This is a genomic window from Methanobrevibacter sp. (assembly GCF_036307625.1).
In the GTDB taxonomy this organism is placed as follows: domain Archaea; phylum Methanobacteriota; class Methanobacteria; order Methanobacteriales; family Methanobacteriaceae; genus Methanocatella.
The window spans coordinates 19,296-42,389 of sequence record NZ_JAXJXF010000032.1 but is presented as its reverse complement, the minus strand read 5'-3'; the positions used below and the strand labels follow the sequence as shown (position 1 = coordinate 42,389).

General features: G+C 33.0%; 27 protein-coding genes and 1 tRNA gene. All 28 read left to right on the top strand.

The annotated features are described in order from the left end of the window. The first annotated feature begins 71 nt into the window (after positions 1–71). Complete coding sequence (locus UIB65_RS02095) at positions 72–338, top strand: 50S ribosomal protein L34e (RefSeq protein ID WP_330039487.1); 267 nt, start codon at positions 72–74, stop codon at positions 336–338. Then, positions 338–859: a (d)CMP kinase gene (gene cmk, locus UIB65_RS02090; protein WP_330039486.1), complete on the top strand. Its 522-nt coding sequence runs from the start codon at positions 338–340 to the stop codon at positions 857–859. Before UIB65_RS02095 ends, cmk begins: the two co-directional genes overlap by 1 nt. Further along, positions 860–1,081 carry a 50S ribosomal protein L14e gene (locus UIB65_RS02085; RefSeq protein WP_296805178.1) on the top strand — a complete coding sequence of 74 codons (222 nt, stop codon included), beginning with the start codon at positions 860–862 and terminating at the stop codon, positions 1,079–1,081. Positions 1,082–1,148: 67 nt separating this feature from the next. Further along, positions 1,149–2,114 carry an RNA-guided pseudouridylation complex pseudouridine synthase subunit Cbf5 gene (locus UIB65_RS02080; RefSeq protein ID WP_330039485.1) on the top strand — a complete coding sequence of 322 codons (966 nt, stop codon included), beginning with the start codon at positions 1,149–1,151 and terminating at the stop codon, positions 2,112–2,114. 148 nt (positions 2,115–2,262) lie between these two features. Further along, a complete protein-coding gene (locus tag UIB65_RS02075) occupies positions 2,263–4,623 on the top strand; it encodes a pectate lyase-like adhesive domain-containing protein (RefSeq protein ID WP_330039484.1) in 2,361 nt (786 codons plus the stop codon). Between the two features lie 61 nt (positions 4,624–4,684). Then, complete coding sequence (locus UIB65_RS02070) at positions 4,685–5,242, top strand: LemA family protein (protein WP_330039483.1); 558 nt, start codon at positions 4,685–4,687, stop codon at positions 5,240–5,242. A 13-nt stretch (positions 5,243–5,255) separates the two neighbouring features. Next, a complete protein-coding gene (locus UIB65_RS02065; protein ID WP_330039482.1) occupies positions 5,256–7,046 on the top strand; it encodes a DUF2207 domain-containing protein in 1,791 nt (596 codons plus the stop codon). Between the two features lie 32 nt (positions 7,047–7,078). Next, positions 7,079–8,854, top strand: a complete 1,776-nt coding sequence (locus UIB65_RS02060; protein WP_330039481.1) for a DUF2207 domain-containing protein — start codon at positions 7,079–7,081, stop codon at positions 8,852–8,854. 156 nt (positions 8,855–9,010) lie between these two features. Further along, positions 9,011–9,095, top strand: a tRNA-Ser gene (locus UIB65_RS02055). Positions 9,096–9,279: 184 nt separating this feature from the next. Beyond that, complete coding sequence (locus UIB65_RS02050; protein WP_296895354.1) at positions 9,280–9,729, top strand: 30S ribosomal protein S13; 450 nt, start codon at positions 9,280–9,282, stop codon at positions 9,727–9,729. Positions 9,730–9,789: 60 nt separating this feature from the next. Further along, entirely contained in the window at positions 9,790–10,329 is a 540-nt protein-coding gene (locus UIB65_RS02045) for a 30S ribosomal protein S4 (protein WP_296895357.1), read from the top strand. Positions 10,330–10,340: 11 nt separating this feature from the next. Next, on the top strand, positions 10,341–10,733 hold the full coding sequence (locus UIB65_RS02040; protein WP_069574667.1) for a 30S ribosomal protein S11: 393 nt from the start codon (positions 10,341–10,343) through the stop codon (positions 10,731–10,733). A 15-nt stretch (positions 10,734–10,748) separates the two neighbouring features. Continuing rightward, positions 10,749–11,582, top strand: a complete 834-nt coding sequence (locus UIB65_RS02035) for a DNA-directed RNA polymerase subunit D (protein ID WP_330039480.1) — start codon at positions 10,749–10,751, stop codon at positions 11,580–11,582. Continuing rightward, complete coding sequence (locus UIB65_RS02030; RefSeq protein WP_296895363.1) at positions 11,582–11,947, top strand: 50S ribosomal protein L18e; 366 nt, start codon at positions 11,582–11,584, stop codon at positions 11,945–11,947. Before UIB65_RS02035 ends, UIB65_RS02030 begins: the two co-directional genes overlap by 1 nt. Before the next feature lie 13 nt (positions 11,948–11,960). After that, positions 11,961–12,383 carry a 50S ribosomal protein L13 gene (locus UIB65_RS02025; protein WP_330039479.1) on the top strand — a complete coding sequence of 141 codons (423 nt, stop codon included), beginning with the start codon at positions 11,961–11,963 and terminating at the stop codon, positions 12,381–12,383. An 18-nt stretch (positions 12,384–12,401) separates the two neighbouring features. After that, positions 12,402–12,803 carry a 30S ribosomal protein S9 gene (locus UIB65_RS02020; RefSeq protein ID WP_330039478.1) on the top strand — a complete coding sequence of 134 codons (402 nt, stop codon included), beginning with the start codon at positions 12,402–12,404 and terminating at the stop codon, positions 12,801–12,803. A 48-nt stretch (positions 12,804–12,851) separates the two neighbouring features. Further along, positions 12,852–13,022 carry a DNA-directed RNA polymerase subunit N gene (locus tag UIB65_RS02015; protein ID WP_330039477.1) on the top strand — a complete coding sequence of 57 codons (171 nt, stop codon included), beginning with the start codon at positions 12,852–12,854 and terminating at the stop codon, positions 13,020–13,022. Between the two features lie 65 nt (positions 13,023–13,087). Beyond that, positions 13,088–13,285 carry a DNA-directed RNA polymerase subunit K gene (locus UIB65_RS02010; RefSeq protein WP_292820668.1) on the top strand — a complete coding sequence of 66 codons (198 nt, stop codon included), beginning with the start codon at positions 13,088–13,090 and terminating at the stop codon, positions 13,283–13,285. Positions 13,286–13,421: 136 nt separating this feature from the next. Next, positions 13,422–14,666 carry a phosphopyruvate hydratase gene (gene eno, locus UIB65_RS02005; protein WP_330039476.1) on the top strand — a complete coding sequence of 415 codons (1,245 nt, stop codon included), beginning with the start codon at positions 13,422–13,424 and terminating at the stop codon, positions 14,664–14,666. Between the two features lie 21 nt (positions 14,667–14,687). Further along, the gene (locus UIB65_RS02000) at positions 14,688–14,882 is read left to right on the top strand and encodes a 4Fe-4S binding protein (RefSeq protein WP_330039475.1); all 195 of its coding nucleotides are present in this window, start codon (positions 14,688–14,690) and stop codon (positions 14,880–14,882) included. A 14-nt stretch (positions 14,883–14,896) separates the two neighbouring features. Further along, on the top strand, positions 14,897–15,499 hold the full coding sequence (gene rpsB, locus UIB65_RS01995; protein WP_296895372.1) for a 30S ribosomal protein S2: 603 nt from the start codon (positions 14,897–14,899) through the stop codon (positions 15,497–15,499). An 8-nt stretch (positions 15,500–15,507) separates the two neighbouring features. Further along, complete coding sequence (gene amrB / locus UIB65_RS01990) at positions 15,508–16,356, top strand: AmmeMemoRadiSam system protein B (RefSeq protein WP_330039474.1); 849 nt, start codon at positions 15,508–15,510, stop codon at positions 16,354–16,356. A gap of 9 nt (positions 16,357–16,365) precedes the next feature. Then, positions 16,366–17,328 (top strand): mevalonate kinase, encoded by a 963-nt coding sequence (gene mvk, locus UIB65_RS01985; protein ID WP_330039473.1) that lies wholly within the window; start codon positions 16,366–16,368, stop codon positions 17,326–17,328. A 4-nt stretch (positions 17,329–17,332) separates the two neighbouring features. Next, the gene (locus UIB65_RS01980; RefSeq protein ID WP_330039472.1) at positions 17,333–18,133 is read left to right on the top strand and encodes an isopentenyl phosphate kinase; all 801 of its coding nucleotides are present in this window, start codon (positions 17,333–17,335) and stop codon (positions 18,131–18,133) included. Between the two features lie 3 nt (positions 18,134–18,136). Next, the gene (fni, locus tag UIB65_RS01975; RefSeq protein WP_330039471.1) at positions 18,137–19,183 is read left to right on the top strand and encodes a type 2 isopentenyl-diphosphate Delta-isomerase; all 1,047 of its coding nucleotides are present in this window, start codon (positions 18,137–18,139) and stop codon (positions 19,181–19,183) included. Positions 19,184–19,186: 3 nt separating this feature from the next. Beyond that, positions 19,187–20,530, top strand: coding sequence for an RNase J family beta-CASP ribonuclease (locus tag UIB65_RS01970; RefSeq protein ID WP_330039470.1), 1,344 nt, complete (start codon positions 19,187–19,189; stop codon positions 20,528–20,530). A 14-nt stretch (positions 20,531–20,544) separates the two neighbouring features. Continuing rightward, complete coding sequence (gene idsA / locus UIB65_RS01965) at positions 20,545–21,525, top strand: short chain isoprenyl diphosphate synthase IdsA (protein ID WP_330039469.1); 981 nt, start codon at positions 20,545–20,547, stop codon at positions 21,523–21,525. Between the two features lie 552 nt (positions 21,526–22,077). Next, the gene (locus UIB65_RS01960) at positions 22,078–23,085 is read left to right on the top strand and encodes a molybdopterin-dependent oxidoreductase (protein WP_330039468.1); all 1,008 of its coding nucleotides are present in this window, start codon (positions 22,078–22,080) and stop codon (positions 23,083–23,085) included. The last annotated feature ends 9 nt before the right edge of the window (positions 23,086–23,094 follow it).

Below are 23,094 nucleotides of genomic sequence, written 5' to 3'. Positions count from 1 at the left end.
TGTAGTATTCTATTTTGAATACGCTATTACACAATTATTAAATTTTATTAAATTAATTATTAGGTGATTAAATGCCTGCAAATAGGTTTAGATCAAGATCATATAAAAGAATTCATAAAAACACTCCTGGTGGAGAAAATGTTTTAAGATACAAAAAGAAAAAACCATCTAAGCATGTTTGTGCTGAATGTGGTGCAGTATTGCATGGAGTTCCTCGTGGACGTCCATATGAAATTGGAAAATTATCAAAAACAGCTAAAAGGCCTAACCGTCCATATGGTGGGTACTTATGCTCAAAATGTGCTCGTAAACTTTTCAAAAACGAGGCTAGAAAATAATGATAGTTACAATCGGTGGATTAGCTGGAACTGGAACAACTACGCTAGCGGAAGTGCTAAGTGAAAAGTTAGATGTTCCTTATATTTCTGCAGGTTTCATTTTTAGAGAAATGGCTGCTGAAAGGGGGATGTCTGTTCTTGAATTCAGTGAGTTTGCTGAAGGTAATGATGATATTGATAAAGAAATTGATAAAAGGCAAGCTGAAAAAGCTAAATCATCAGAAAATTTAATAATCGAAGGAAGATTATCTGCATATTTTGTTGATAATGCTGATTTAAGGATTTGGTTATTCACTCCTTTTGATGTTCGTTCAAAACGGATTGCTCAAAGGGAAGATAAATCTGTTGATGTGGCAAAAGACGAAATTATCATTCGTGAAAAAAGTGAAGCCTTAAGATATAAAGAAATCCATAATATTGATATCAGTAATATGGATATTTATGATATTATTATAAACACTGATAGCTTTAATCCTGAAAGCATATCAGAAATCATTACAACAACATTAAAGGTGATATAAATGGCATCAATCGAAGTAGGTAGAGTATGTGTTAAAATCGCTGGTAGAGAAGCTGGCGAAAAATGTGCAATTGTTGAAATTATCGATGAAAACTTTGTGGAAGTTGTTGGTGAAGCAGTTAAAAACAGAAGATGTAACATTGCTCACTTAGAACCAACTGAAGAGTCTATCGATGTTTCCGGTGACATTGACTCTATTAAAGCAGCTTTAGCTGACTTATAAATTCAAATGAATAATTATAATATTATTCATATCTTTTTTTATTTACTATTTTTTAAAGGTCTTTTTCATGAAGTTTAATATGGTTTCCAAATCTAAAAGCTTTACTTCTCCCGATTTTGGTTGCAAACCCGAAGAAAGGGATATTGAAGATTACATTTCTAAAGGAGTTATTAATTTAGATAAACCATCTGGTCCAACATCTCATGAAATTGATTCATGGATTAAACGCATTTTAAATTTAGAAAAATCAGGTCATGGTGGAACATTAGATCCTAAAGTAACTGGAATCCTGCCGGTTGGGTTAAATGATGCTACAAGAGCAATCCAATTGCTTTTAACTGCTCCGAAGGAATATGTTTGTTTACTCACATTCCATCAGGACGTTGATGAAGAAAAAATTCGAGAAGTATTTGCTGAATTTACTGGAAAGATTTTTCAGCTTCCGCCGGTCAAATCTGCCGTTAAACGTGAGATGAGAACACGTAATATTTACTATTCAACTATCTATGAAATTGAAGGAAGAGATGTTCTTTTCAGAATAGGCTGTGAAGCGGGAACTTATGTCAGAACTTACTGTCACAATATAGGTGAGGCATTGGGTGTTGGAGCCCATATGGCAGAACTTAGAAGAACACAGGTAGGTTCATTTACTGAAAAAAATAATTTGGTTACATTGCAGGATGTTACCGACGCTTATCACTTTTGGAAAGAGGATGGCGATGAATCTTTCTTGCGTGAAGCTATTATGCCGATGGAAAGGGCTGCAGATTACCTGCCGAAAATTATTATCAAAGATTCAGCAGTCGATGCAATTTGCCATGGTGCTGATTTAGCCAATGGAGGTATTGTCGAATTGGCTGATAATATTCAAAAAAATGATATTGTGGCTATCGAAACTCTTAAAGGTGAATTGGTTGCTGCAGGTAATTCAATATTGACTTCAAATGAGATTTTGGAAGCAGATTCAGGTTTCGCGGTTAATGTTAGTAAAGTATTCATGAAACCGGATACCTATCCGAGATTCTGGAAGTAAACTAACTTTTTTTCTTTTTTCCCTAAATTGTTAATAATTTTAGCATATATTATACTCCAAATCAATTTTATCCTTTTTTTCATAAATATTATATAAACTATAATACAAAAATACTAATCAACTAATTACAAATTTGGTGTTGAGAGCTTTGATATACAAAAAGAGTATAATTATCTTGATATTGCTTATTGCTTGCATTGCTGTTACTGATGTCAGTGCAGCTGATAATTTCACTGATGATAATTATACTGCCGATTCTGTCGAAACTCTTAAAATGGAAAATATTGATGATTCCATAGATGAAGAAAAGTTATCAAGTCCTTTCGGCACTTTTACTGAATTAAATCAAGTTATAGGCGATGGGTCTAAATGGACTATAAATTTGGATAAGGATTACTCCTTTGCTCCCGGCACTGATTCAAATTTTGTTAATGGAATTGTTATTAATCGTTCAATTACTATTAACGGTAATGGGCATACCATTAATGCGAATAATCAGGCCAGAATTTTTAATGTAACTAATTATGTTAATTTCAATAATATTGTCTTCAGAAATGCATATGCTGACAGTGGTGCGGCAATTACCGGGTCTAACTATGCAGTTTCAAATTGCAGATTCGTTTCTAATGATGCTTCCTCACATGGAGGGGCAATGTTGGGAGGATATGCTAAAAATTCAGTTTTTGAAGATAATTCTGCGGAGCGTTGGGGTGGTGCAGTTTATAGTTCCAATATAGATAATTGTACTTTTGTCCGTAATTCTGCAAAAGAAGGAGGGGCAATGTATAATTCTTATGCTACTTTCTCATCATTCATGTATAATTCTGCAACATCTTATGGGGGAGCAATGTTTTCAGGATCTGCTGATAATTCTGTTTTCATATCTAACACCGCTTCGAGTTATGGTGGTGCTGCATTTAATTCATACGTTGTAAAATGTAATTTTACAAGAAATTCAGCTGTTAATGGTGGTGCTTTGGGAGGTGAATCTTATTCTGCTGTGGATTCCCTTTTTGAATATAATTCTGCTACTGATGGAGGGGCCATGTTTGGAGGTACTGCCTCTTCTTGCACGTTCTTCCAGAATACTGCTGAAAATGGTGGGGCTAAATATGCTGGTTCTGCTGTAAATTGTCTTTTTAATGATAATCATGCTACCAAACAAGGGGGTGCCATAAAAGAGACATATGCAGTCAACAGTAATTTCACATATAATTCTGCTCCTCAAGGCGGAGCAATGGTTCTAAACTCTGCTGTTAACTCTTTATTCAGATTTAATACTGCGGACCTGGGTGGAGCAATGTATAACTCTTATTCGGATACATGCAAATTTTATAATAATTCTGCTAAAAATGGTGGGGCAATATATGAAGGCGGTGCTGATTCATCTGAATTCAGATATAATCATGCGGTTAATGGTGGTGCAGCAGCATTTTCTGATGTGTTTGCTTCAGTATTTGTTAGCAACTATGCAGATGAGTTGGGAGGAGCTAATTATCAATGTTCTGCTAGAAGATCTTTATTCTTAGAAAATGAAGCTAAATTTGGCGGTGCCATTGAAGAGGGTTCTGCTTCAGAATGTACCTTTAGAAAAAATATTGCTAAAATTTCAGGAGGAGCAAAATTCAAGGCTTATGTTGCAGATTCAGAATTTGATGGAAACTTGCCTAGTTTTTCTTTATATGCATCAGATTTCACAGGACTTGAAGGCTTTGGTGGTAATATAAATATTAAAATGTATGATTCTCCAAATTATCAGGTTACTGGTGTTAATACTACAATCAAAGTTTATAATTCTAAAAACATGTTAATAGGAACATATATTTCAGAAGTTGGATACAATTGGTTTATTGATTTTGTAGCTGGTAAATATAAGGCTCTAATTAGTGTTGATGACCCGGCTTATGAGATTGATCCTCTTAGATTAACAATCACTATACAAAAATCTTCATTTATTTATGCTGCCAATGTTGTTACAAATTATCAGGATGGTAAGGTATTGCTTGTAAACCTGCATGATTCTTCTGGCAATGCTATTAAATATGCTAAAGTTTCCGTTACTATCAATGGCGCTACCAAATCTTATGTAACTGATGATAATGGTCAGGCTATGGTTCCTACAAAATCTCTTGTTCCGGCTACTTATACTGTATCAATAAATTATGCTGGTGATACAACTTATATTAAAACTTCGACTACTGCTAAAATCACTGTTAAAAAAGTAAATCCTAAAATAGTTGCCGCTAAAAAAACATTTAAGGTTAAGGATAAAACTAAAAAATATACTGTTACCTTGAAAAATAACAAGAATGCTGTAATCAAATCACAAAAAGTTACAATTACTGTTGGTGGCAAAACTTATTCTGCTAAAACATCTTCAAAAGGTGTTGCAACATTTAAACTTACAAAGCTGACCAAAAAAGGAATTTTTAGTGCAGTGGTTAAATTTGCAGGCAATAAATATTATAATGCTGTTAAAACTACAGTTAAACTCACGGTTAAGAAATAGTATTCGATAATCCATAACATTTATTTTTTATAATGTCGAATAATATATTAGGTGATTTAAGATGAGTTTAATTTTTATAATAGTGCTTGTTGTAATTATTCTATTTATTTTAATTACAATTGTACATTTATACAATAATCTTGTAAATTTAAGGAATAGGGTTAAAAACAGCTATTCTCAAATCGATGTTCAACTTAAAAGAAGAAATGACTTAATACCTAACCTTGTTGAAACTGTTAAAGGTTATGCTGCTCATGAAAAAGGTGTTCTTGAAGAGGTTACAAAAGCAAGAGCAGGAGTTATGAATGCAAATGGTGTTGAAGAAGTTAGCGCTGCAGATAACCAATTGACTGGTGCATTGAAATCTTTATTTGCTGTTGCTGAAAGTTATCCTGATTTAAAGGCAAATACTAATTTCCAACAATTGCAAGCGGAATTATCCGATACTGAAGATAAAATTTCATATGCAAGGCAATTCTATAATGATGTTGTTTTAAAATACAATAATGCATGCCAAACATTTCCAAGCAATCTTTTTGCAAAAATGTTTAATTTTGAAGAAGCTGAATTCTTTGAAGCTCCTGCAAGTGACCGTGAAGTGCCTGAAGTTAAATTTTAATTAAGAGGTTCGTATGAATAATAAAAGAATATTTGGAATAATTTTTTTATTATTAATATTAATTTCAGCGGTTTCTCTTGTTTCAGCAGAGGACCACAGTTATTCTATTGAACATTCATGGATTGACTTAACTGTTGGAAGTAATGGTTTGCTTCATGTAAAGGAAACATTAGATTATTCTTTCGATGGTGAGTTTTCAGGAGTCTATAGGGATATTACCCTTCGGGATGGTCAAAATATTTCCCATATTAATGTAACTGCTGAAGGCGCATATCCTGTTTTAAAACAAGAAGACCAAAACGGCAACAAACATCTTGTGATATATCTATATTCCGATGCCGCCCACACTAATAAGATAAAAGATTGTAATGTTAAAGTTACTTTAAATTATGATTTTTCAGGTGTTGTAACATTGTACAATGATACTGGACTTCTCCAATATAATATGTGGGGTAAAAATTGGGACACTGGCGTTGGAGGTATTGATTTAAAAATTCATACTCCTGGAAATAAAAACAATGAAATCTACTTCACTCCTTCTGATTTAATAAAATCCAATAATACTGAGGGGGATGTGATTACAGCTACTACTGGCAGTGTTTCTGAGGATAAAGTATGTGGTTTTGTTCTTTTAATGCCGTTAGATGATTTTCACAATGCAAGTTATGCCAGACATTTGAATGAAAACGGTAAAGAGCAAGTGCTTAAAAGCATTCATGACAGTTTGAATGGTGAAAAATCCTGGAATTCCATATTGTCATTTTTAACTTTAATACCATTTTTAAGTCCAATTGGAGCAATAATTATATATTTAAGACATGGTAGGGAACCTAAAGTTGATTATGATGGTATATATGAACGGGAATTACCTACAGATGATTCTCCTGCTGTTGTAAATGCACTTGTTGATAATAAAAGCGATATTGGAAATCCGAATATGAAAGGATTTGAAGCGACAATTTTAAGTTTAATTGACCGAAAAGTACTTGATTTGCACTTTCGGGAGAACAGTGAAACCAATACTCATGATTTGTTTTTAACATTCAATTATGATTCAAAAGACCAATTGAGTGACAGTGAAACTATTGTATTTGATACTTTAGAAAACTTTGCTGAGGAAGGTACTTTGAATTTATCCACTTTCAATGACCAGTTGCAAAATAGTTTCAATGCAGGCTGGTTTGCGGACCAAATTAAAAATTGGCAAAGTTATGTTCTTTTTGAAATTGGTGATGATGGGGTTGAATCATACTTTAATGATACAGGTTCATCAGAAATGACTGGACTGGGTATTATTGGAATTGTTGTAGGTATTGCAATTGCAGCAATAGGATTTTTCTTTGGAGGATCCCATACATTTACCACTATTGTTGCAGGAATCGCTTTGGTGGTATTTTCAGTAATATTGCTGTTTATTCCTGAAAGTGTCTTTGGACAGTGGACAGAAAAAGGCAGAGTCTTCTATCTCAAATGGTCAAACTTTAAGAAGTTCTTAAAAGACAACAGTTTAATTAAAGAACACCCTCCCGAATCAATTGTTATTTGGAAGAAGTATTTGATTTATGGTACTGCTCTTGGAGTAGCTGACAAGGTTTATGATGCCATGAAGTTGCAAATGCCTAACGTTTATGAATATGATGACGGTATTTTCCTATATCACCACTATGGTGGATATTATATGATGCATAATGCATATTATATTGGTGACAATATGAGTGATCCTTCATCCGATTCATTTGATTTTGGTGGTTTCGATGACTTTGGTGGCGGAGGATTCGACGGTGGAGGTGGAGGAGCATTTTAGCTTCTCTCTTCTTTTAATTTTTTTTTGATATTATGGATGGAAATAAAGGATTCATCACAATACTAATTTTTTTGATATTATTTTTAGCTGTTTCTACTGTATCTGCTGATGATGATAAAAGTTATACCATTGACCAGGCTTTCATAGATTTGACTGTCGGAAGCAATGGATTGCTTCATGTTGATGAACAGTTTGATTATACTTTTAAAGGGTCTTTTAATGGTGTTTATAGGGATATTCCTTTAAAAAATGGTGAAAGCATTGATAATATTAAAGTATCTGCCGTTGGTGCTTATCCTGTTCTTAAGGAAAGTGATGATGGTGGACAAAAGCATCTGAAGATATTTTTATATTCTGATGCTGCACATACTAAAAATATTCGTGATTGTTCAGTATCCGTTTTCATTAGTTATGATATGAAAAACGTTGTAACATTATTTAATGATGTTGGTGCTCTTCAATATAAGATTTGGGGAGATGAATGGGATGTTGATGTAGGTGAGGTAATAACATCAATTACTCTTCCTGGCGGTAAAAACAATACTTACTATTTAAACCCTGATGAATACACAGTTAACAAAAATTCAAATGGAACCACCATTACTGCTGAAACCACTTCTATTCCTAAAGGTGAAATATATGAAGCGCTTGTTTTGATGCCGCTAAGCGATTTCAATAATGCATCTTATGCAAAACATATTAATGAGGATGGTAAGGATAAAATTCTTAAAAATTTAAATGACAGTATAAGCAGCAGGAATTTTTGGAATACTACATATCTGATTTTAGGGTTATTGTCCATATTGAGTCCAATTGGGGTCATTTTTACATATGTGAAATATGGTAGAGAACCTAAAGTTGATTATGATGGCATATATGAAAGGGAATTGCCTTCCAATGATTCTCCAGAGATAATTAATGCATTTATAGACAATAAGGATTCAATTGGTACTCCAAATAGGAAGGGATTTCAGGCATCTATTATGAATCTTATTGACAGGGGAACCCTCCGGATGAAGACACAGGAAAATGGCTCCGACAATAAGGATTTGTTTATAGATTTTAGCAATGTTGATAACAGTGATTTGTCTTTAAGTGAAAAAACTCTTATTAATGCTTTGTATCCTTTTGCCGAAAATGAAATTCTGAATTTATCTTCACTAAATGATAAATTGTCTTCAAAAGCCAATGCAAAAAGCTTCCAGGAGGATTACGGTACTTGGGCAGATCATGTTAAAAAAGAATGTAGTGATAAAAGATTGGAATACTTTGATGATAGAGGTTCTACACTAATTTCAGCCATTGGATTTTTAGGTCTTGCTTTTGGAGTTATTATAGCTATTTTAGGATTTATAACTGAACTTGGAAATGGTTATATCTCAGTTTTAGGTGGTGGATTTTTAATAGTATTTTCATTGGCGCTGATGTTTGTTCCTGAGGATATTTTTGGAAGATGGACAAAAGAAGGCAGGTTGTTCTATCTGAAATGGTCAAACTTTAGGAAATTTTTAAAGGATAACAGTTTAATTAAAGAGCATCCTCCGGAATCAATAGTCATCTGGAAAAAATACTTGATTTATGGTACTGCTCTTGGAGTAGCTGATAATGTTTTTAATTCCATGAAAATCCATGTGCCAAATATTTCAGATTATGATGATGGTATTTTCTTGTATCATTATTATGGTGGATATTATGTATTTAATCAGGCATTTAAGACAAGTGAGTCTGCAGCAAATCCTTCATCTGATTCAGGCGGATTTGGTGGCTTTGGCGGCGGCTCTGGAGGTGGTGGAGGTGGAGCATTCTAGTTCCATTTCTTCATTCCAAATTAATTTTTTTTTAATTTTAAAATTTTTAAAAAATACCATGTTTAAACAATACCTTTATATATGTTGAGGTAAATATATTATTTTATCTTGTTATTCTAGATAACTTGATGTGCAAGTATTTGCTAACTATTTTATGCCGAGATAGTCTAGCCTGGTAAGGCGCGAGACTGGAAATCTCGTGGGCATTCCGCCCTCCTGGGTTCAAATCCCAGTCTCGGCGTTTATTAGTTTTTAACTTAGTTTTTTTGTTTTATTGAAAATACTTGTTAAACTGATATTTTTGCACTCTTAGTTTATTTAAGCTAAGTTTTATATTGTTGAAAGAACTGTGTTTTGAGTAATTCAAAACATTCGAATCTATATTTTACGTCTCGTAGGTTCGCTCTATAAATGGAGGTTATTTAATGGAAGACGAATTCAAGCACTTAGTGCGTATTTCAAGAAAGGATGTAAATGGTAATAAAACCATTGAACAAGCTTTAACCGAAATTAAAGGTGTTGGAATATCTTTATCTAAAACTATGTGCCGTACTTTAGACTTAGATTTAGACTCTAAAATTGGATACATTGCTGACGAAGATGTTTTAAGAATTGAAGAAATTTTAGAAAATCCTCAGAAATTTGACATTCCATCATGGATGTTAAACAGAAGAGAAGATTATGAAACTGGTGATGACATTCACTTAATTGAATCTGACCTTGATATGACTTTAAGGGATGATTTAAACAGAATGAAAAAGACCAGAAGTTACAAAGGTAGAAGACACGAAGTTGGTTTACCTGTTAGAGGTCAAAGAACCAAATCTACTTTCAGGAAAAGTTCTTCAGTTGGTGTAAAACGTTCAAGAGGATAGGCAAGAGCTTTTTTTTGTAAATTAAAATATTTAAATTCAATTTTATAAGGAGATGTTTTAATGGGACAACCTAGAAAATCAAGGAAAAAGTATAATACACCACCACATCCTTGGAATGCGGAAAGAATTAAAAATGAAAATAAATTAATGACTAAATACGGTTTAAAAAATAAAAAAGAAATTTGGAAAGCTGATACTTTAGTCAGAAGATACAGTAGGGAAGCTAGGTATTTACTTGGTTTCGGTGCTGATCAAATGGTAAAAGAAAAATTAGAATTATTAGGACACTTAGCTAGAACCGGTGTTTTGCCAGAAGGTGCTGCTCTTGAAGATATTTTAGATTTAAATGTTGAAGATATCTTAAGAAGAAGATTACAAACTATTGTATATAAAAAAGGTTTAGCTCGTACTCCTAAAGAAGCAAGAATGTTTGTTGTACACGGTCACATAACTTTAAATGGTAAAAAAATCAATTCACCAAGTTATGTAGTATTAAAAGGTCAAGAAGATGAGATTGGATTCTATCGTTCTTCACCTGTAGCAAAACAAATTGAAGAGTACAACAATAATAAGGATAATAAAGCTAATACAGAAGAATAAAGGGTGTAATTATGGCAAAAGATGAAAAATGGGGTATAGCTAATATTTACTCATCATTCAATAACACTATTATTACTGTAACAGATATTACTGGTGCTGAGACTATTTCTCAATGGTCTGGTGGAAAAGTTGTACGTGCAGACAGACAACAAGCTTCACCTTTCGCAGCTATGGCTGCAGCAACTAGAATAGCTGATGATGCTAAAGAAAAAGGATTTGTAGGATTACATATTAAAGTAAGAGCTCCTGGTGGAAATGGACCTAGAAGTCCAGGACCTGGTGCACAAGCTACTATCCGTGCTTTAGCAAGAGCTGGAATTAAAATAGGTAAGATAGAAGATATCACTCCTATTCCTCACGATGGTACTGGAAGACCTGGTGGTAAAAGAGGAAGAAGAGTCTAAGTGGAAGGGTTTAATATGGAGATACAAATTAAAAGTCAAAGCGATGATGAAATTGTATTCATTGTTCGTGATGCAGAAGTACCGTTTATTAATACTATTAGAAGATGTGCAATGGTAAATGTGCCTAAAATAGCTATTGAAGATGTAAACATTATCAGAAACGATTCTGCAATGTTTAATGAGGTACTTGCTCATAGGCTTGGTTTAACTCCTTTAGTTTCTAATCTTGAAGCAATTGAAGGTTTGCCTTTACCAGAAGATGATGGTTGGGAATTAGATGAAGAAAATGAAACCTGGGCAGATAATCTTAAAAAAGGTGTTGTTTTCAAATTACATGAAGTAGGACCTAAAGTAGTTTATTCTAAGGATTTAATATCTTCAGACGAAACAATTAAACCAGTATACGATACTATTCCTTTAGTAAAACTTAAAAAAGATGAAGTCATTGATATTGAAGCAGTTGCAAAAGTAGGTTATGGAAAAGAACATGCTAAATGGATGCCAACTACAGTATGTGCATACAAACAATATCCTGAAATCACTTTTAATGAAGACAAAGAAGTTGATTATGACTGTGCTTTAGCATGTCCAAGAGGTGTTTTAAAATCTGATAGAAGATCAAAACATATCAAGATTTTAGACATTGAAAATTGTACTATGTGTAAAAGCTGTGTAAGGGCTTCTGCCAATGGTTATATTAATGTAGGGTATCGTGAAAATGATTTCATATTTAGAATCGAAACTGATGGATCAATGCCTCCTAAAGAAGTTTTATTAAAAGCTTGTGAAGTATTAGGTGAAAAAGCAGATAAGTTTATCAGATTTAGTGAAGAAGGAGGAAGTAAATAATGGTTAAGAAAATTATCAAAACTAATCCTAACCTTATTGAACTTATTAATAAACTTAATAAACAATCAAAAAGTGAAGATGCAGCTATTTGGAAAGATGTTGCAGATAAACTTTCAAGGTCTAACAGAAGAACCGCTGAAGTTAATTTGTCTGATATCGCAAGACACGCTGAAGCAGGTGAAACTATTTTAGTGCCTGGTAAAGTTTTATCTAACGGTGATTTAACAGAAAAAGTAGATGTAGTAGCATTAAAATTCTCAGCTAAAGCACAAGAAAAAATTGAAAGTGCTGGTGGAGAATGCATCTCAATTGATGAGATAATCGAATCAAATCCTAAAGGATCAAACATTAGGATCATGGAATAAATAGGGTGTTATTATGATTATTGATGGAGAAGGATGCGTTTTAGGAAGATTAGCTAGTATTACTAGTAAAAATCTTTTAGAAGGCGAAGAAGTAGTAATTCTTAATGCTGAAAAAATTATGTTAACTGGAAACAAGGATTGGGCTTATGCTAAATACAAACAAAGAGTTGACAGGGCAAGTATTTCTAACCCTCGTGACTTAGGTCCTAAATATCCTAGAAGACCAGATGATATATTTAGAAGAACTGTAAGAGGAATGTTACCTTTCAAAAAAGCAAAAGGTAAAACTGCATACAAAGGATTAAAAGCTTTTGTTGGTGTTCCTGCAGAATATGCAGATGCTGAACTCACTGCAGTTCCTGAAGCAGAATACAAAAACATTAAAAAAGGTATCGAATTAGGAGAAATCTCCAAACTTTTAGGAGCTACCTTTTAGATAAATGGATGTGTGATTATGGTTAAAGTTATTCATACAAGTGGAAAACGTAAAACAGCTATCGCAAGAGGTACTGTTCAAGAAGGAACCGGTAAAGTAAGAATTAATAAAGTTCCTTTAGAACTTTATTCTCCAGAGCTTGCTAACTTAAAATTACAAGAACCATTAACCTTAGCTGGAGATTTAGCTAATGAAGTGGATATTAATATCCGTGTTATTGGTGGAGGAGTAATGGGTCAAGCTGAAGCTGCACGTATGGTTATTGCTAAAGGACTTGTACAATGGTCTCAAGATATGGATTTAAAAGAAAAATTCATTCAATATGACAGAACCATGTTAGTAGGGGACCCAAGACGTTCAGAACCTAAAAAATATGGTGGTCCTGGAGCAAGAGCACGTAAACAAAAAAGTTACAGATAATTATTTCTGTAATTTTATATTTTATTTAAATTAAAAAAGATGATATAAATGATTCCTATTAGATGCTTAAGTTGCGGAAAACCTGTTTCAGCATACTTTGATGAATATAATAAAAGAGTTGCTGCAGGTGAAAAGTCAAAAGATGTTTTAGATGACTTAGGTTTAAACAGATATTGCTGTAGAAGAATGATAATCTCTCATGTGGAAACATGGGAATAAATTTTTCAATTCGTAGGGATATTTTTTAATTAAAAATATAATCTTGGTAAAATATATGCCTAAAAATGGAAGTAATATTCATGAATGTTGAAAAAAAATTAACAAGGTTTGAAAGAGCTAGAATTCTCGGAGCTAGAGCAATTCAAATTTCTATGGGAGCTAAACCTTTAGTGGATATTAAAGACTCCTTAGATCCAATTGATATAGCTTACGAAGAACTTAAAGCTGGAGTTTTACCATTAGATGTTATTAGAGATGAATAAATAGTTTTTTCTATTTATTCTCATAATTATTTAAAAAAAATAAAAAATACCAACATAACTCTATAAAGAAACTTACTGATTTTTTAAAGAGTATAGATTATATGGTAATAAATTAAAGGACACTGAGGTGTTTTTTTTGAATAGTATAATAGAAGATGTCCAAGTTCGTAAGATTTTGGACAGCAGAGGAAACCCTACTATAGAAGTAGATGTACTTACTTGGAATAGTTCCGGTAGAGCTGCTGCACCAAGTGGAGCAAGTACTGGTTCTAGAGAAGTAGTATCATTTCCTGATGGTGGTGTAGATACTGTTGTAAGTGAAATGGAAGATTTCATTGCTTCTGAACTTATAGGTATGGACGCTGAAGATATAGAAACTATTGATGAAGTATTGAAAGAAATCGATGGAACTGATAATTTATCAGCCATAGGTGGAAATACTACAGTAGCAATTTCTATGGCTGTGGCTAAAGCAGCGGCTTCCTCTTATAATATGCCATTATACAAGTACATTGGTGGAAATTTAGTTAATGAATTGCCATTCCCATTAGGCAATATGATGAATGGTGGAGCACATGCAGGCGTTAATGCACCTGACATCCAAGAATTTTTGGTTGTTCCTATTGGGGCTACTAATGTTGGAGATGCAATATTTGCAAATGCTTCCGTTCACAGAAAATTAAAAGAGTTAATTCAAATTAAAGACTCAAACTTCACTGGTGGAAAAGGAGATGAAGGTGGTTGGGTACCAAACATTACTAATGTTGATGCTTTAGAAATTCAAGTTAAAGCATGTGAAGAGGTTGGTGATGAATTAGGTATTGAAATTAGACCCTCTTTAGATATGGCTGCTTCCGAATTATGGGATGCTAATAAACAAAAATATGTTTATGCCCAAGATGGTATCGAAAGGGATACCGGAGATCAGATTGATTTCGTTAAAGATATTATTGAAACATATAATATGTTTTATGTAGAAGACCCATTTGATGAGTCAGATTTTGATGGTTTTGCTCAATTAACTGCAAAGGTTGGAAAGAAATGCCTTATTTGTGGTGATGATTTATTTGTAACCAACAAAGAATTATTGGCCAAGGGTATTGAAATGAATGCGGCCAATGCTATCATTATAAAACCAAATCAGATAGGATCTTTATCTGAAACTTATGCTACTGTAAAATTAGCTAAGGAGAATGGTATTGTACCTGTCGTATCTCATAGATCTGGTGAAACTACTGATGAGACTATTGCTCATTTGGCAGTTGGTTTTGGCGCTCCTATGATTAAAACCGGAGCAATCGGTGGTGAAAGGATAGCTAAATTAAATGAGCTAATTCGTATCGAAGAAGAATTTCCTAATCCAAAAATGGGGTCATTTTAAGTTAACGTTAGGAGATATTTTATGGCTAAAGTAACTATTGACTATGATAAATGTGAAGGTGCAGACTGTGCTGAATGTGCTGATGTTTGCCCTATGGAAGTTTTAGTTCTTAAAGGAGACAAAATTGAAATTGTTGACCCTGAAGAATGTAGTTATTGTGAAGTATGTATGGATGTATGTCCACAAGAATGTGTTAAAATTGAAGATGAAGATTAAACAGAGGTGTAATTATGGTAAATGATGAACTTTTAATAGACTTAGACAATTATTTAGCAGCAGGTTTACATATCGGAACCCAACAAAAAACTAGCGATATGGAAAAATATATATTCAGAGTAAGATCTGATGGTTTATACGTTTTAGATATTCAAAAAACTGATGAAAGAATCAGACAAATTGCAAAACTTTTAGCAAAATATGATCCAGAAGACATTTTAGTAGTAGCTACAAGACAATACGGTCAAGCTCCTGTTAAAAAATTCGGTGAATTAACTGGCGCTAAAACTATTCCTGGCAGATTCATTCCAGGTACTTTAACCAATCCAAATTATGCAAAATTCATTGAACCTAAAATTATTGTTGTCACTGACCCAAGGTCTGATGCACAAGCTGTTTTAGAATCAAAACAAAATGGTATTCCAGTAGTTGCATTATGTGATACTGAAAACTTACTCAGTTTTGTTGATATTGCTGTACCTGTAAACAACAAAGGTAGAAAAGCTATTGCATTAGTTTACTGGTTACTTGCAAGACAAATTTTAAGAGAAAGAGGAGACATTCCTGAAGACGGTGACCTAGATATTGATGCAACTGACTTCGAACTTAAATTCTAAGTGATATAATGTTAAGAAGACCTGCTGTTGCTGGATCATTTTATCCGGATAATCCTGAAGAGCTTAAAAAGCTAATTGAAAGTTGTTTTTTAGATGATGGTGGAGTTTCTGAAATTCCTAGTCTCAATACCTTTGAGGGTACTGATTATCCTATACATGTTATGGTTCCTCATGCAGGTTATCAATATTCTGGTGCAATAGCTGCTAAAGGCTATTGCAATATTGTTCAAAATGGTTTTCCTGAAGTTTTTATTATTTTGAGTCCTAACCATACTGGTTTCGGCAGTGAAATTTCTGTATTTAATGAAGGTGAATGGAGTACTCCACTTGGAAATGTTGAGGTAGATGGTGAATTTGCAGATGAAATAATTTCTTTTTCAGATATAGCTACTGCTGATTTCCATGCACACGTTCGTGAACACAGTATTGAAGTACAACTGCCGTTTTTACAATATTTTTCTAACGATTTCAAAATTGTTCCAATCACAATGGGTTCCCAGACTTTTATGGCATCAAATGATTTAGCAAAATCAATTTTTGAAGCGGGCAATAAACTGGGCAAATCTTATTGTGTTATTGCAAGTACTGATTTATCTCATTTTAATAATCAAGAAAAGGCTAATAAAGTTGATAATTTTGTTTTAGAGGATATTGCTGAAATGAATGAGTTTAAACTTTTTGAAGAAATTGTTCAATTCAATATCACTATGTGTGGTTATGGTCCTGTAATGGCCACAATTTCTCTTTCTAAAATGTCTGGTAAGAAAAGTTGTGAAATACTGGGTTATCGAACTAGTGGTGATGTCACTGGTGATTATAGCTCTGTTGTAGGTTATGCTTCAGGTATTTTTAAATAAGGTGTATTTATGATAGCTAAAGCTTCTGCTCCTGCTAAAACAATTTTATTTGGGGAGCATTCTGTAGTTTATGATGAACCTGCTATAGCGGGTGCTGTAAATAAAAGAGCATATATAACAATTAGAGAATCCAATACGGATACATCTACTTTTAAAGCTCCTGATATCGGATTTGAAGCTAAATTATTAACCCGTCATAAAAAATATATTTTAACAAAAGGAAAACCAGGTATTATTAGATACATTTTAGAAGCTCTTTACAAAGCACACGACCACTCTCCAATTGAGATTACATTATCATCAAATGTTCCTATTGGTTCCGGTTTGGGATCTTCTGCTGCAGTTACTGTGGCTACTCTTGCTGCTTTATACAGATATCACAATATTCGTTTTAATAAAAAATCTCTTGCACATGATGCGCACATGGTTGAACAGGCTGTTCAGGGTGTTGCCAGTCCTTTAGATACTTTGGTTTCTACTTATGGTGGACTTGTTTACTTATCTCGAAATAAGAAAGTTGAGCATTTTAATGTTAATTTCAATGTTCCATTTGTTGTCGGGTATACAACTAAACATGGTAATACTGGTAAAATGGTTAAAGATGTTAAAAACTTAAAAAATAGAAATCCAAAAATAATTAATCCGGTCATTACTGCTATGGGAAATTTAACTAATTATGCTAAACAGGCCATTTTAAAAGAGGACTTTAATAAAGTGGGAGAATTGATGAATATTAACCATGGATTTTTAGATGTTTTAGGGGTTAATACTTTAGAATTATCTCGTATGGTTTATAATGCAAGAGAAGCAGGAGCTATTGGTTCTAAAACTACTGGTGCTGGTGGAGGGGGCAGTATTATTGCACTTTGTCCGGGTAAAGTTGAACAAGTTGCCAATGCTATTGCTCGTGATGATAATATATTAAAAATCAGATTTACTCGAAAAGGAGTTTCTTCAAGGGTTTATAAGTGATTTTATGATAATTTTAAAGATTGGTGGAAGCATATTGACTAATAAGGATTCAGCTGAAAGTGAAGTTGATACCGTTAGTCTTAAAAGAATTGCATCCGAGATTAAATCTTCTTTGGATAAATCCTCTAAAGAATTGATTATTGTCCATGGTGCTGGGTCTTTTGGACATCCGCCAGCTAAAAAATATAAGATTGGTGAAGCGTTTGAATTATCAGAATATCCTCAAAAGAGGATAGGATTCTGTGAAACTCAAAATGCTGTTAAAAAATTAAACATGTATATTTGTGAAGCTTTCATTGAGGAAGGATTACCTGTAGTTGCAATTCCGGCTTCTAGTTTTATGACAGCTACTAATAAAAGAATCACTGATGGTAATCTTGATAGCTTTAAAAAATATTTACAAAAAGGTTTTATTCCAGTTATTTATGGGGATGTTGTCTTAGATGATGAATTGGAAATTTGTGTTATTTCCGGAGACCAGCTTATCCAGTATTTGGCAAAAAATTTAAATCCGGATATGGTTGTCTTGGGAACTGATGTTGATGGAGTATATAATAAAAATCCAAAAACTCATGATGATGCAATATTTTTCGATAGATTTTCATCTTTAGATGATTTGGATACTTTTGAAGGAACAACAAATGTTGATGTAACTGGTGGTATGGTTGGAAAAATTAAAGAACTTTTATATTTAGCAGATTTAGGAATCGAATCTAAAATAATAAATGCCGAAGTTGAAAATAATATTTTCAAAGTTTTGGAAAATGAAGAAGTAAAAGGAACTATAATTTCAAGGGGAAATTAGTACATGATTTCAGATAGAAAATTAGAGCATTTATTAATTTGTGAAAATTATGATGTTGAGTTTAAAAATAAAACTACTGGATTTGAGGATATTGAATTAATCCACAATGTTTTGCCTGAAATTGATAAAAATGAAATTGATTTATCAACTTCTGCTTTTGGTAAAAAATTAAATTCTCCTTTATTCATTACAGCTATTACAGGAGGCCATCCTGCTGCAAAAAACATTAATAAACAGTTAGCTATTGCAGCTGAAAATAATGGTATTGCATTAGGTGTTGGATCTCAAAGAGCAGCTTGTGAACATTCTGAACTTGAAGATACTTACACTGTTGTTCGTGAAAATGCTCCAGATTGTTTACTTGTAGGAAATATTGGTGCTCCTCAATTAAATTTGGCTGAAAAGGCAGTTGAAATTTTAGATGCTGATATTTTAGCTATTCATCTCAATCCACTTCAGGAATCCATTCAACCGGAAGGTGATTTGGATGCTAGAGGATATCTTGATTTGATTAATCAAATTACTCAATCTGTTGATATTCCGGTTGTAGCTAAAGAAACTGGATGTGGAATATCCGCAGAATCAGCAAAAACTTTGGTCAATGCAGGTGTTGATTATATTGACATTGAAGGTGCCGGCGGAACAAGCTGGGCGGCTGTTGAAACATATCGTGCTGACGACAGATATTTAGGTGAAATATTTTGGGATTGGGGAATTCCAACTGCAATAAGTACAGCTGAAGTCACTAATGCAGTAGATGTTCCTGTTATTTCATCAGGGGGTATCCGTTCAGGTCTTGAAGCAGCTAAAGCTATTGCTTTGGGAGCTGATGCAGTTGGTATGGCATTGCCATTTTTAAAAAATTCATCTTCTCAAGATCAATTAAATAAATTCATTGAAAGGTTCAACGATTCTCTAAGGATTGCTATGTTTTTAGTTGGAGCTAATAACATTGAAGAATTGAAACAATCTAAGTTAGTTATTCGCGGAAAAACAAGGGAGTGGCTTACTGAAAGAGGTATTAACACAAAAAATTATTCAAGGAGATAAAACATGAGCGTAGAAGTTATCGCTATTGGGGGATATCAGGAAGTCGGAAAAAACATGACTGCTGTCAAGATAGGTGAAGATGTTATAATATTTGATATGGGTATACATCTTGACAGGATTAGTATGCACGAAGATACAGACATCGACAGGATGCATAGTTTAGACTTAATTGAAAGAGGAGTTATTCCTGATGATACTTTAATGAAGGATGTTGATGGTAAAGTAAAAGGAATTATATTTTCCCACGGACATTTGGACCATATTGGTGCTGTAGCTAAATTGGCTCACAGATATGATGCTCCATTAATTGGAACTCCATATACTGCAGCATTGATTGAAAAACAAATTAAAGGGGAACGTAAATTTAAAGTAACTAATCCTATTAGGCCATTAAATCCTGGAAGTAAATTAAAACTTTCTAAAGATATTACTTTGGAATTTGTTCAATCAACACACAGTATTCCTCAAGCTGTATTTCCAGTATTACATACTCCAGAAGGAGTTATCGTTTATGCATTGGATTTTAAATTTGATAATCATCAAAAAGTATCTCCACCACCTGATTATAAAAGATTAAGAGAATTAGGTAGGAAAGGAGTGCTAGCTTTAATCGTAGAAACTACCAATGCAAAAAATTATGGGGAAGTAAAAACCCATTCAGAAAGAATTGCGAGAAATATTCTTGAAGATGTTATGAGAGGACCTTTAAATGAAAAGACAGGTATGATTGTTACCACATTTTCTTCTCATGTAGAACGTGTTCAAGCTATTGCAGATATTGCCAAGAAAAGTCACAGAGAAATATTTTTCCTTGGAAGGTCAATGGAGCGTTTCTGTGGCATTGCACAAAAATTGGGAATTTTAAAATTGCCTAAAAATGCAAGTATCTATGGTTCTCCAAAAGCTGTTAATAAAGCATTAATGAGGGCTGATGAGGACAGAGCAAATTATTTACTTGTTACTACAGGTCACCAGGGTGAACCTGATGCATTGCTTCCTAGAATTGCAAATAGCAGAACTCCATTCAATATTAAAAAGGGAGATAATATTATTATTTCAGCACCGATTATTCCAAATCCAACAAATGCTGCAAATAGGCATATTATGGAAAGAAGGTTAAAATTAAAAGGTGCAAGAATTTATCCTAATGCTCACGTTTCTGGACACGCTGGAAGAGAAGATCATCGTGAATTTTTACGTATGCTTAAACCACAACATATTATTCCAGCACACGGGGACTTATCCATGCTTGCGGCTTACGCAGAGCTTGCTGAAGAAGAAGGCTATAGAATAGGTTATGATATTCATATCTTAAGAAATGCTCAAGCACAAGTTTTCAAAAGTTAAAAGAGGGAATTAAAATGAGTGATGTAAAAGAGGTACTTGGAAGTTATTCAACTGACATTACAAAAACTATTGAAGAAGAATTATCTACAATTACTCCAGATAATCTAGGAGAGGCTTCAGTTTACTTAACTAGAGCTGGAGGTAAAATGCTTAGACCAGCTTTAACTTTAATTACAGCAGAAGCTGTTGGCGGCGATAAAAAATTTGCATTAAAATCAGCTGCAGCAATTGAACTTATTCATACCTTTTCATTAATCCATGATGATATCATGGATCAGGATGATATGAGGAGAGGAATGCCTTCTGTTCATAAGGTTTGGGGTGATGATGTAGCGATTTTAGCTGGAGACACATTATTCTCAAAAGCATTTGAGATTATTGTTGGAACTGAAGGAACCAGCTCTAATCAAAATAACAAATCATTAGCTACTGTTGCAGATGCATGTGTGAAAATCTGTGAAGGTCAAGCATTGGATATGGGATTTGAAGAAAGATTTGACGTTACTGAAGAAGAGTACATGGAAATGATTTTCAAAAAAACAGGCGCTTTGATTGCAGCTGCTACAAAAGTTGGTGCAGTTATGGGCGGTGCTTCACAGGAAGTCATTGATGCGATGTATGAATATGGTAGATTAATAGGTCTTGCTTTCCAGATTCAAGATGATTATCTTGATTTGGCTAGTGATGAAGAAACATTGGGTAAACCAATTGGTTCTGACATCGGCAAAGGTAAGATGACTATCATTGCAATTAAAGGTTTGGCTGCTGACGATTCTGGAAAGTTGCTTGAAATCTTAAAAAATGAGAATAATTCTCAAGATGAGATAGATGAAGCAATTGAAATTTTAACAAATTGTGGTGCCATTGAATATGCTCGCAATTTGGCTCAAGAATCTGTTGTGAAAGCTAAGGAAGTACTTGAAATATTGCCTGATTCTTCATCTAAACAGGTACTTGCAGACATTGCAGATTTCGTACTTGAGAGAAGTGCATAATTTCTCTCATTTTTTAACTTTTTTTTTTAAATTTTCAGATTATTGTAAAAAATTGATGATATTTTTGATTTTTTTCAATAGTATTAATTTTCCATTTTTAAATAATATTTGTAATAATTAATCATGATTATTAAGTTTTTGCTTTTTTTTGATTATTGCCTTTATTTTCATTAATAATGAGTTATATTTTGATTATATTTTATTTAATGTATTAATTTATTATTTCTTATTTATTAAAATTTAAATAAGTCTTTATTTCTATTTTAATTGATTTATATCCTTTAGATATTATGAAAAGATTTATATACTATATTAATAAATCTATTATTGGATTATTTGATTAACAAATTTTAATTGAATAATTTTGAATAATTGTATTAGTAAAATGGTTAAAGAAGTAATGGAAAATTTTATTCGTATACATTTGAACAAATTTTGATTATAATGTTTATATTTTATTCGTATGTGTATGAACAAAATTTTGACTTTGAATTATAATATTTTGTTCGGGGGTTTCTAATACTTTTTAACTGATTTTTTTGGTGATATGTTATGTTGGAGATTAAGCACACATTATGCCCTTCATGTAGTGTAGGTTGCGGTATTAATGTTGTTTTAAATGATGGAGAAATTGTGGGGACTTTTCCTTATAAAAGACATCCTGTAAATGCAGGTAAAAATTGTTTGAATGGAAGAAATTCCATTGATTGTTATAAAAACAAATTTGAAGATGTTGATGTGGACAGTTTAATTGATGATGTTTCAAAGGAATTAAACTCCGCTTCTGATGTCACCGTAATTTGTTCTGGTAACAGTAGTGTAGATGAAATTGAAGCAATAAAAGGATTTGCTGAATCTAAAGGATATAATATTGGATTTTATGCAGATAATTTAAAAAATTATGATGAAGTTGCTTCTTATGAAGATGTTGAAAATGCAGAAAAGGTTTTTGTAATCGGTGATTTGTTATACGAAAATCCGTTGATTGGAAGAAGAATTGTCCATGCAAAACAAAATGGAGCTAAAATTTTCGCATTTGTAAATGCTGATGCTTCAGTAACTTTCAATATTGCAGATGAATGCTTCAGTGATTCTGTAGCTGAATTCTTGGATGCTGTCAAAGATAATGTGGATGATTCCTCAGTATTGGTATTCAATCAAATTGACACAGCCGATGATTTGGATAAAATTGATTCCCTTGGCTGCAAATTGTTGCCAGTATTCAGTAAATCTAATTCTAAAGGTGCTTTAAGTTTATTAGAACCTAAATCTAAAGATGAAATGTTTGAATTGTTGGATAATACTAAAGTTCTTTTGGTATTCGACGATGACATTGCTGATGAATTGGAATATGATTTTGGAAGAATATCAAAAATTATTAGTTTTGCTCCTTGTGCAAACAAAACAACTGAAATTTCAGACATTGTCGTTCCGATTAAAACATGGCTCGAAAAAGATGGATCATTTGTAAATGCAATGGGTGAAACCCAAACTTTCAATGCTGCAATTGAATCAGATGTTTTAAGTGAAATTGACGTAATTGAAAAATTAAATGGTTAAGCGGGTGAT

What these genes read in the sequence shown, in the direction of transcription:
- UIB65_RS02095 (WP_330039487.1), top strand. Translation starts at nt 72, where the DNA reads ATGCCTGCAAATAGGTTTAGATCAAGATCATATAAAAGAATTCATAAA.
- cmk (WP_330039486.1), top strand. Translation starts at nt 338, where the DNA reads ATGATAGTTACAATCGGTGGATTAGCTGGAACTGGAACAACTACGCTA.
- UIB65_RS02085 (WP_296805178.1), top strand. Translation starts at nt 860, where the DNA reads ATGGCATCAATCGAAGTAGGTAGAGTATGTGTTAAAATCGCTGGTAGA.
- UIB65_RS02080 (WP_330039485.1), top strand. Translation starts at nt 1,149, where the DNA reads ATGAAGTTTAATATGGTTTCCAAATCTAAAAGCTTTACTTCTCCCGAT.
- UIB65_RS02070 (WP_330039483.1), top strand. Translation starts at nt 4,685, where the DNA reads ATGAGTTTAATTTTTATAATAGTGCTTGTTGTAATTATTCTATTTATT.
- UIB65_RS02065 (WP_330039482.1), top strand. Translation starts at nt 5,256, where the DNA reads ATGAATAATAAAAGAATATTTGGAATAATTTTTTTATTATTAATATTA.
- UIB65_RS02060 (WP_330039481.1), top strand. Translation starts at nt 7,079, where the DNA reads ATGGATGGAAATAAAGGATTCATCACAATACTAATTTTTTTGATATTA.
- UIB65_RS02050 (WP_296895354.1), top strand. Translation starts at nt 9,280, where the DNA reads ATGGAAGACGAATTCAAGCACTTAGTGCGTATTTCAAGAAAGGATGTA.
- UIB65_RS02045 (WP_296895357.1), top strand. Translation starts at nt 9,790, where the DNA reads ATGGGACAACCTAGAAAATCAAGGAAAAAGTATAATACACCACCACAT.
- UIB65_RS02040 (WP_069574667.1), top strand. Translation starts at nt 10,341, where the DNA reads ATGGCAAAAGATGAAAAATGGGGTATAGCTAATATTTACTCATCATTC.
- UIB65_RS02035 (WP_330039480.1), top strand. Translation starts at nt 10,749, where the DNA reads ATGGAGATACAAATTAAAAGTCAAAGCGATGATGAAATTGTATTCATT.
- UIB65_RS02030 (WP_296895363.1), top strand. Translation starts at nt 11,582, where the DNA reads ATGGTTAAGAAAATTATCAAAACTAATCCTAACCTTATTGAACTTATT.
- UIB65_RS02025 (WP_330039479.1), top strand. Translation starts at nt 11,961, where the DNA reads ATGATTATTGATGGAGAAGGATGCGTTTTAGGAAGATTAGCTAGTATT.
- UIB65_RS02020 (WP_330039478.1), top strand. Translation starts at nt 12,402, where the DNA reads ATGGTTAAAGTTATTCATACAAGTGGAAAACGTAAAACAGCTATCGCA.
- UIB65_RS02015 (WP_330039477.1), top strand. Translation starts at nt 12,852, where the DNA reads ATGATTCCTATTAGATGCTTAAGTTGCGGAAAACCTGTTTCAGCATAC.
- UIB65_RS02010 (WP_292820668.1), top strand. Translation starts at nt 13,088, where the DNA reads ATGGAAGTAATATTCATGAATGTTGAAAAAAAATTAACAAGGTTTGAA.
- UIB65_RS02000 (WP_330039475.1), top strand. Translation starts at nt 14,688, where the DNA reads ATGGCTAAAGTAACTATTGACTATGATAAATGTGAAGGTGCAGACTGT.
- rpsB (WP_296895372.1), top strand. Translation starts at nt 14,897, where the DNA reads ATGGTAAATGATGAACTTTTAATAGACTTAGACAATTATTTAGCAGCA.
- amrB (WP_330039474.1), top strand. Translation starts at nt 15,508, where the DNA reads ATGTTAAGAAGACCTGCTGTTGCTGGATCATTTTATCCGGATAATCCT.
- mvk (WP_330039473.1), top strand. Translation starts at nt 16,366, where the DNA reads ATGATAGCTAAAGCTTCTGCTCCTGCTAAAACAATTTTATTTGGGGAG.
- UIB65_RS01980 (WP_330039472.1), top strand. Translation starts at nt 17,333, where the DNA reads ATGATAATTTTAAAGATTGGTGGAAGCATATTGACTAATAAGGATTCA.
- fni (WP_330039471.1), top strand. Translation starts at nt 18,137, where the DNA reads ATGATTTCAGATAGAAAATTAGAGCATTTATTAATTTGTGAAAATTAT.
- UIB65_RS01970 (WP_330039470.1), top strand. Translation starts at nt 19,187, where the DNA reads ATGAGCGTAGAAGTTATCGCTATTGGGGGATATCAGGAAGTCGGAAAA.
- idsA (WP_330039469.1), top strand. Translation starts at nt 20,545, where the DNA reads ATGAGTGATGTAAAAGAGGTACTTGGAAGTTATTCAACTGACATTACA.
- UIB65_RS01960 (WP_330039468.1), top strand. Translation starts at nt 22,078, where the DNA reads ATGTTGGAGATTAAGCACACATTATGCCCTTCATGTAGTGTAGGTTGC.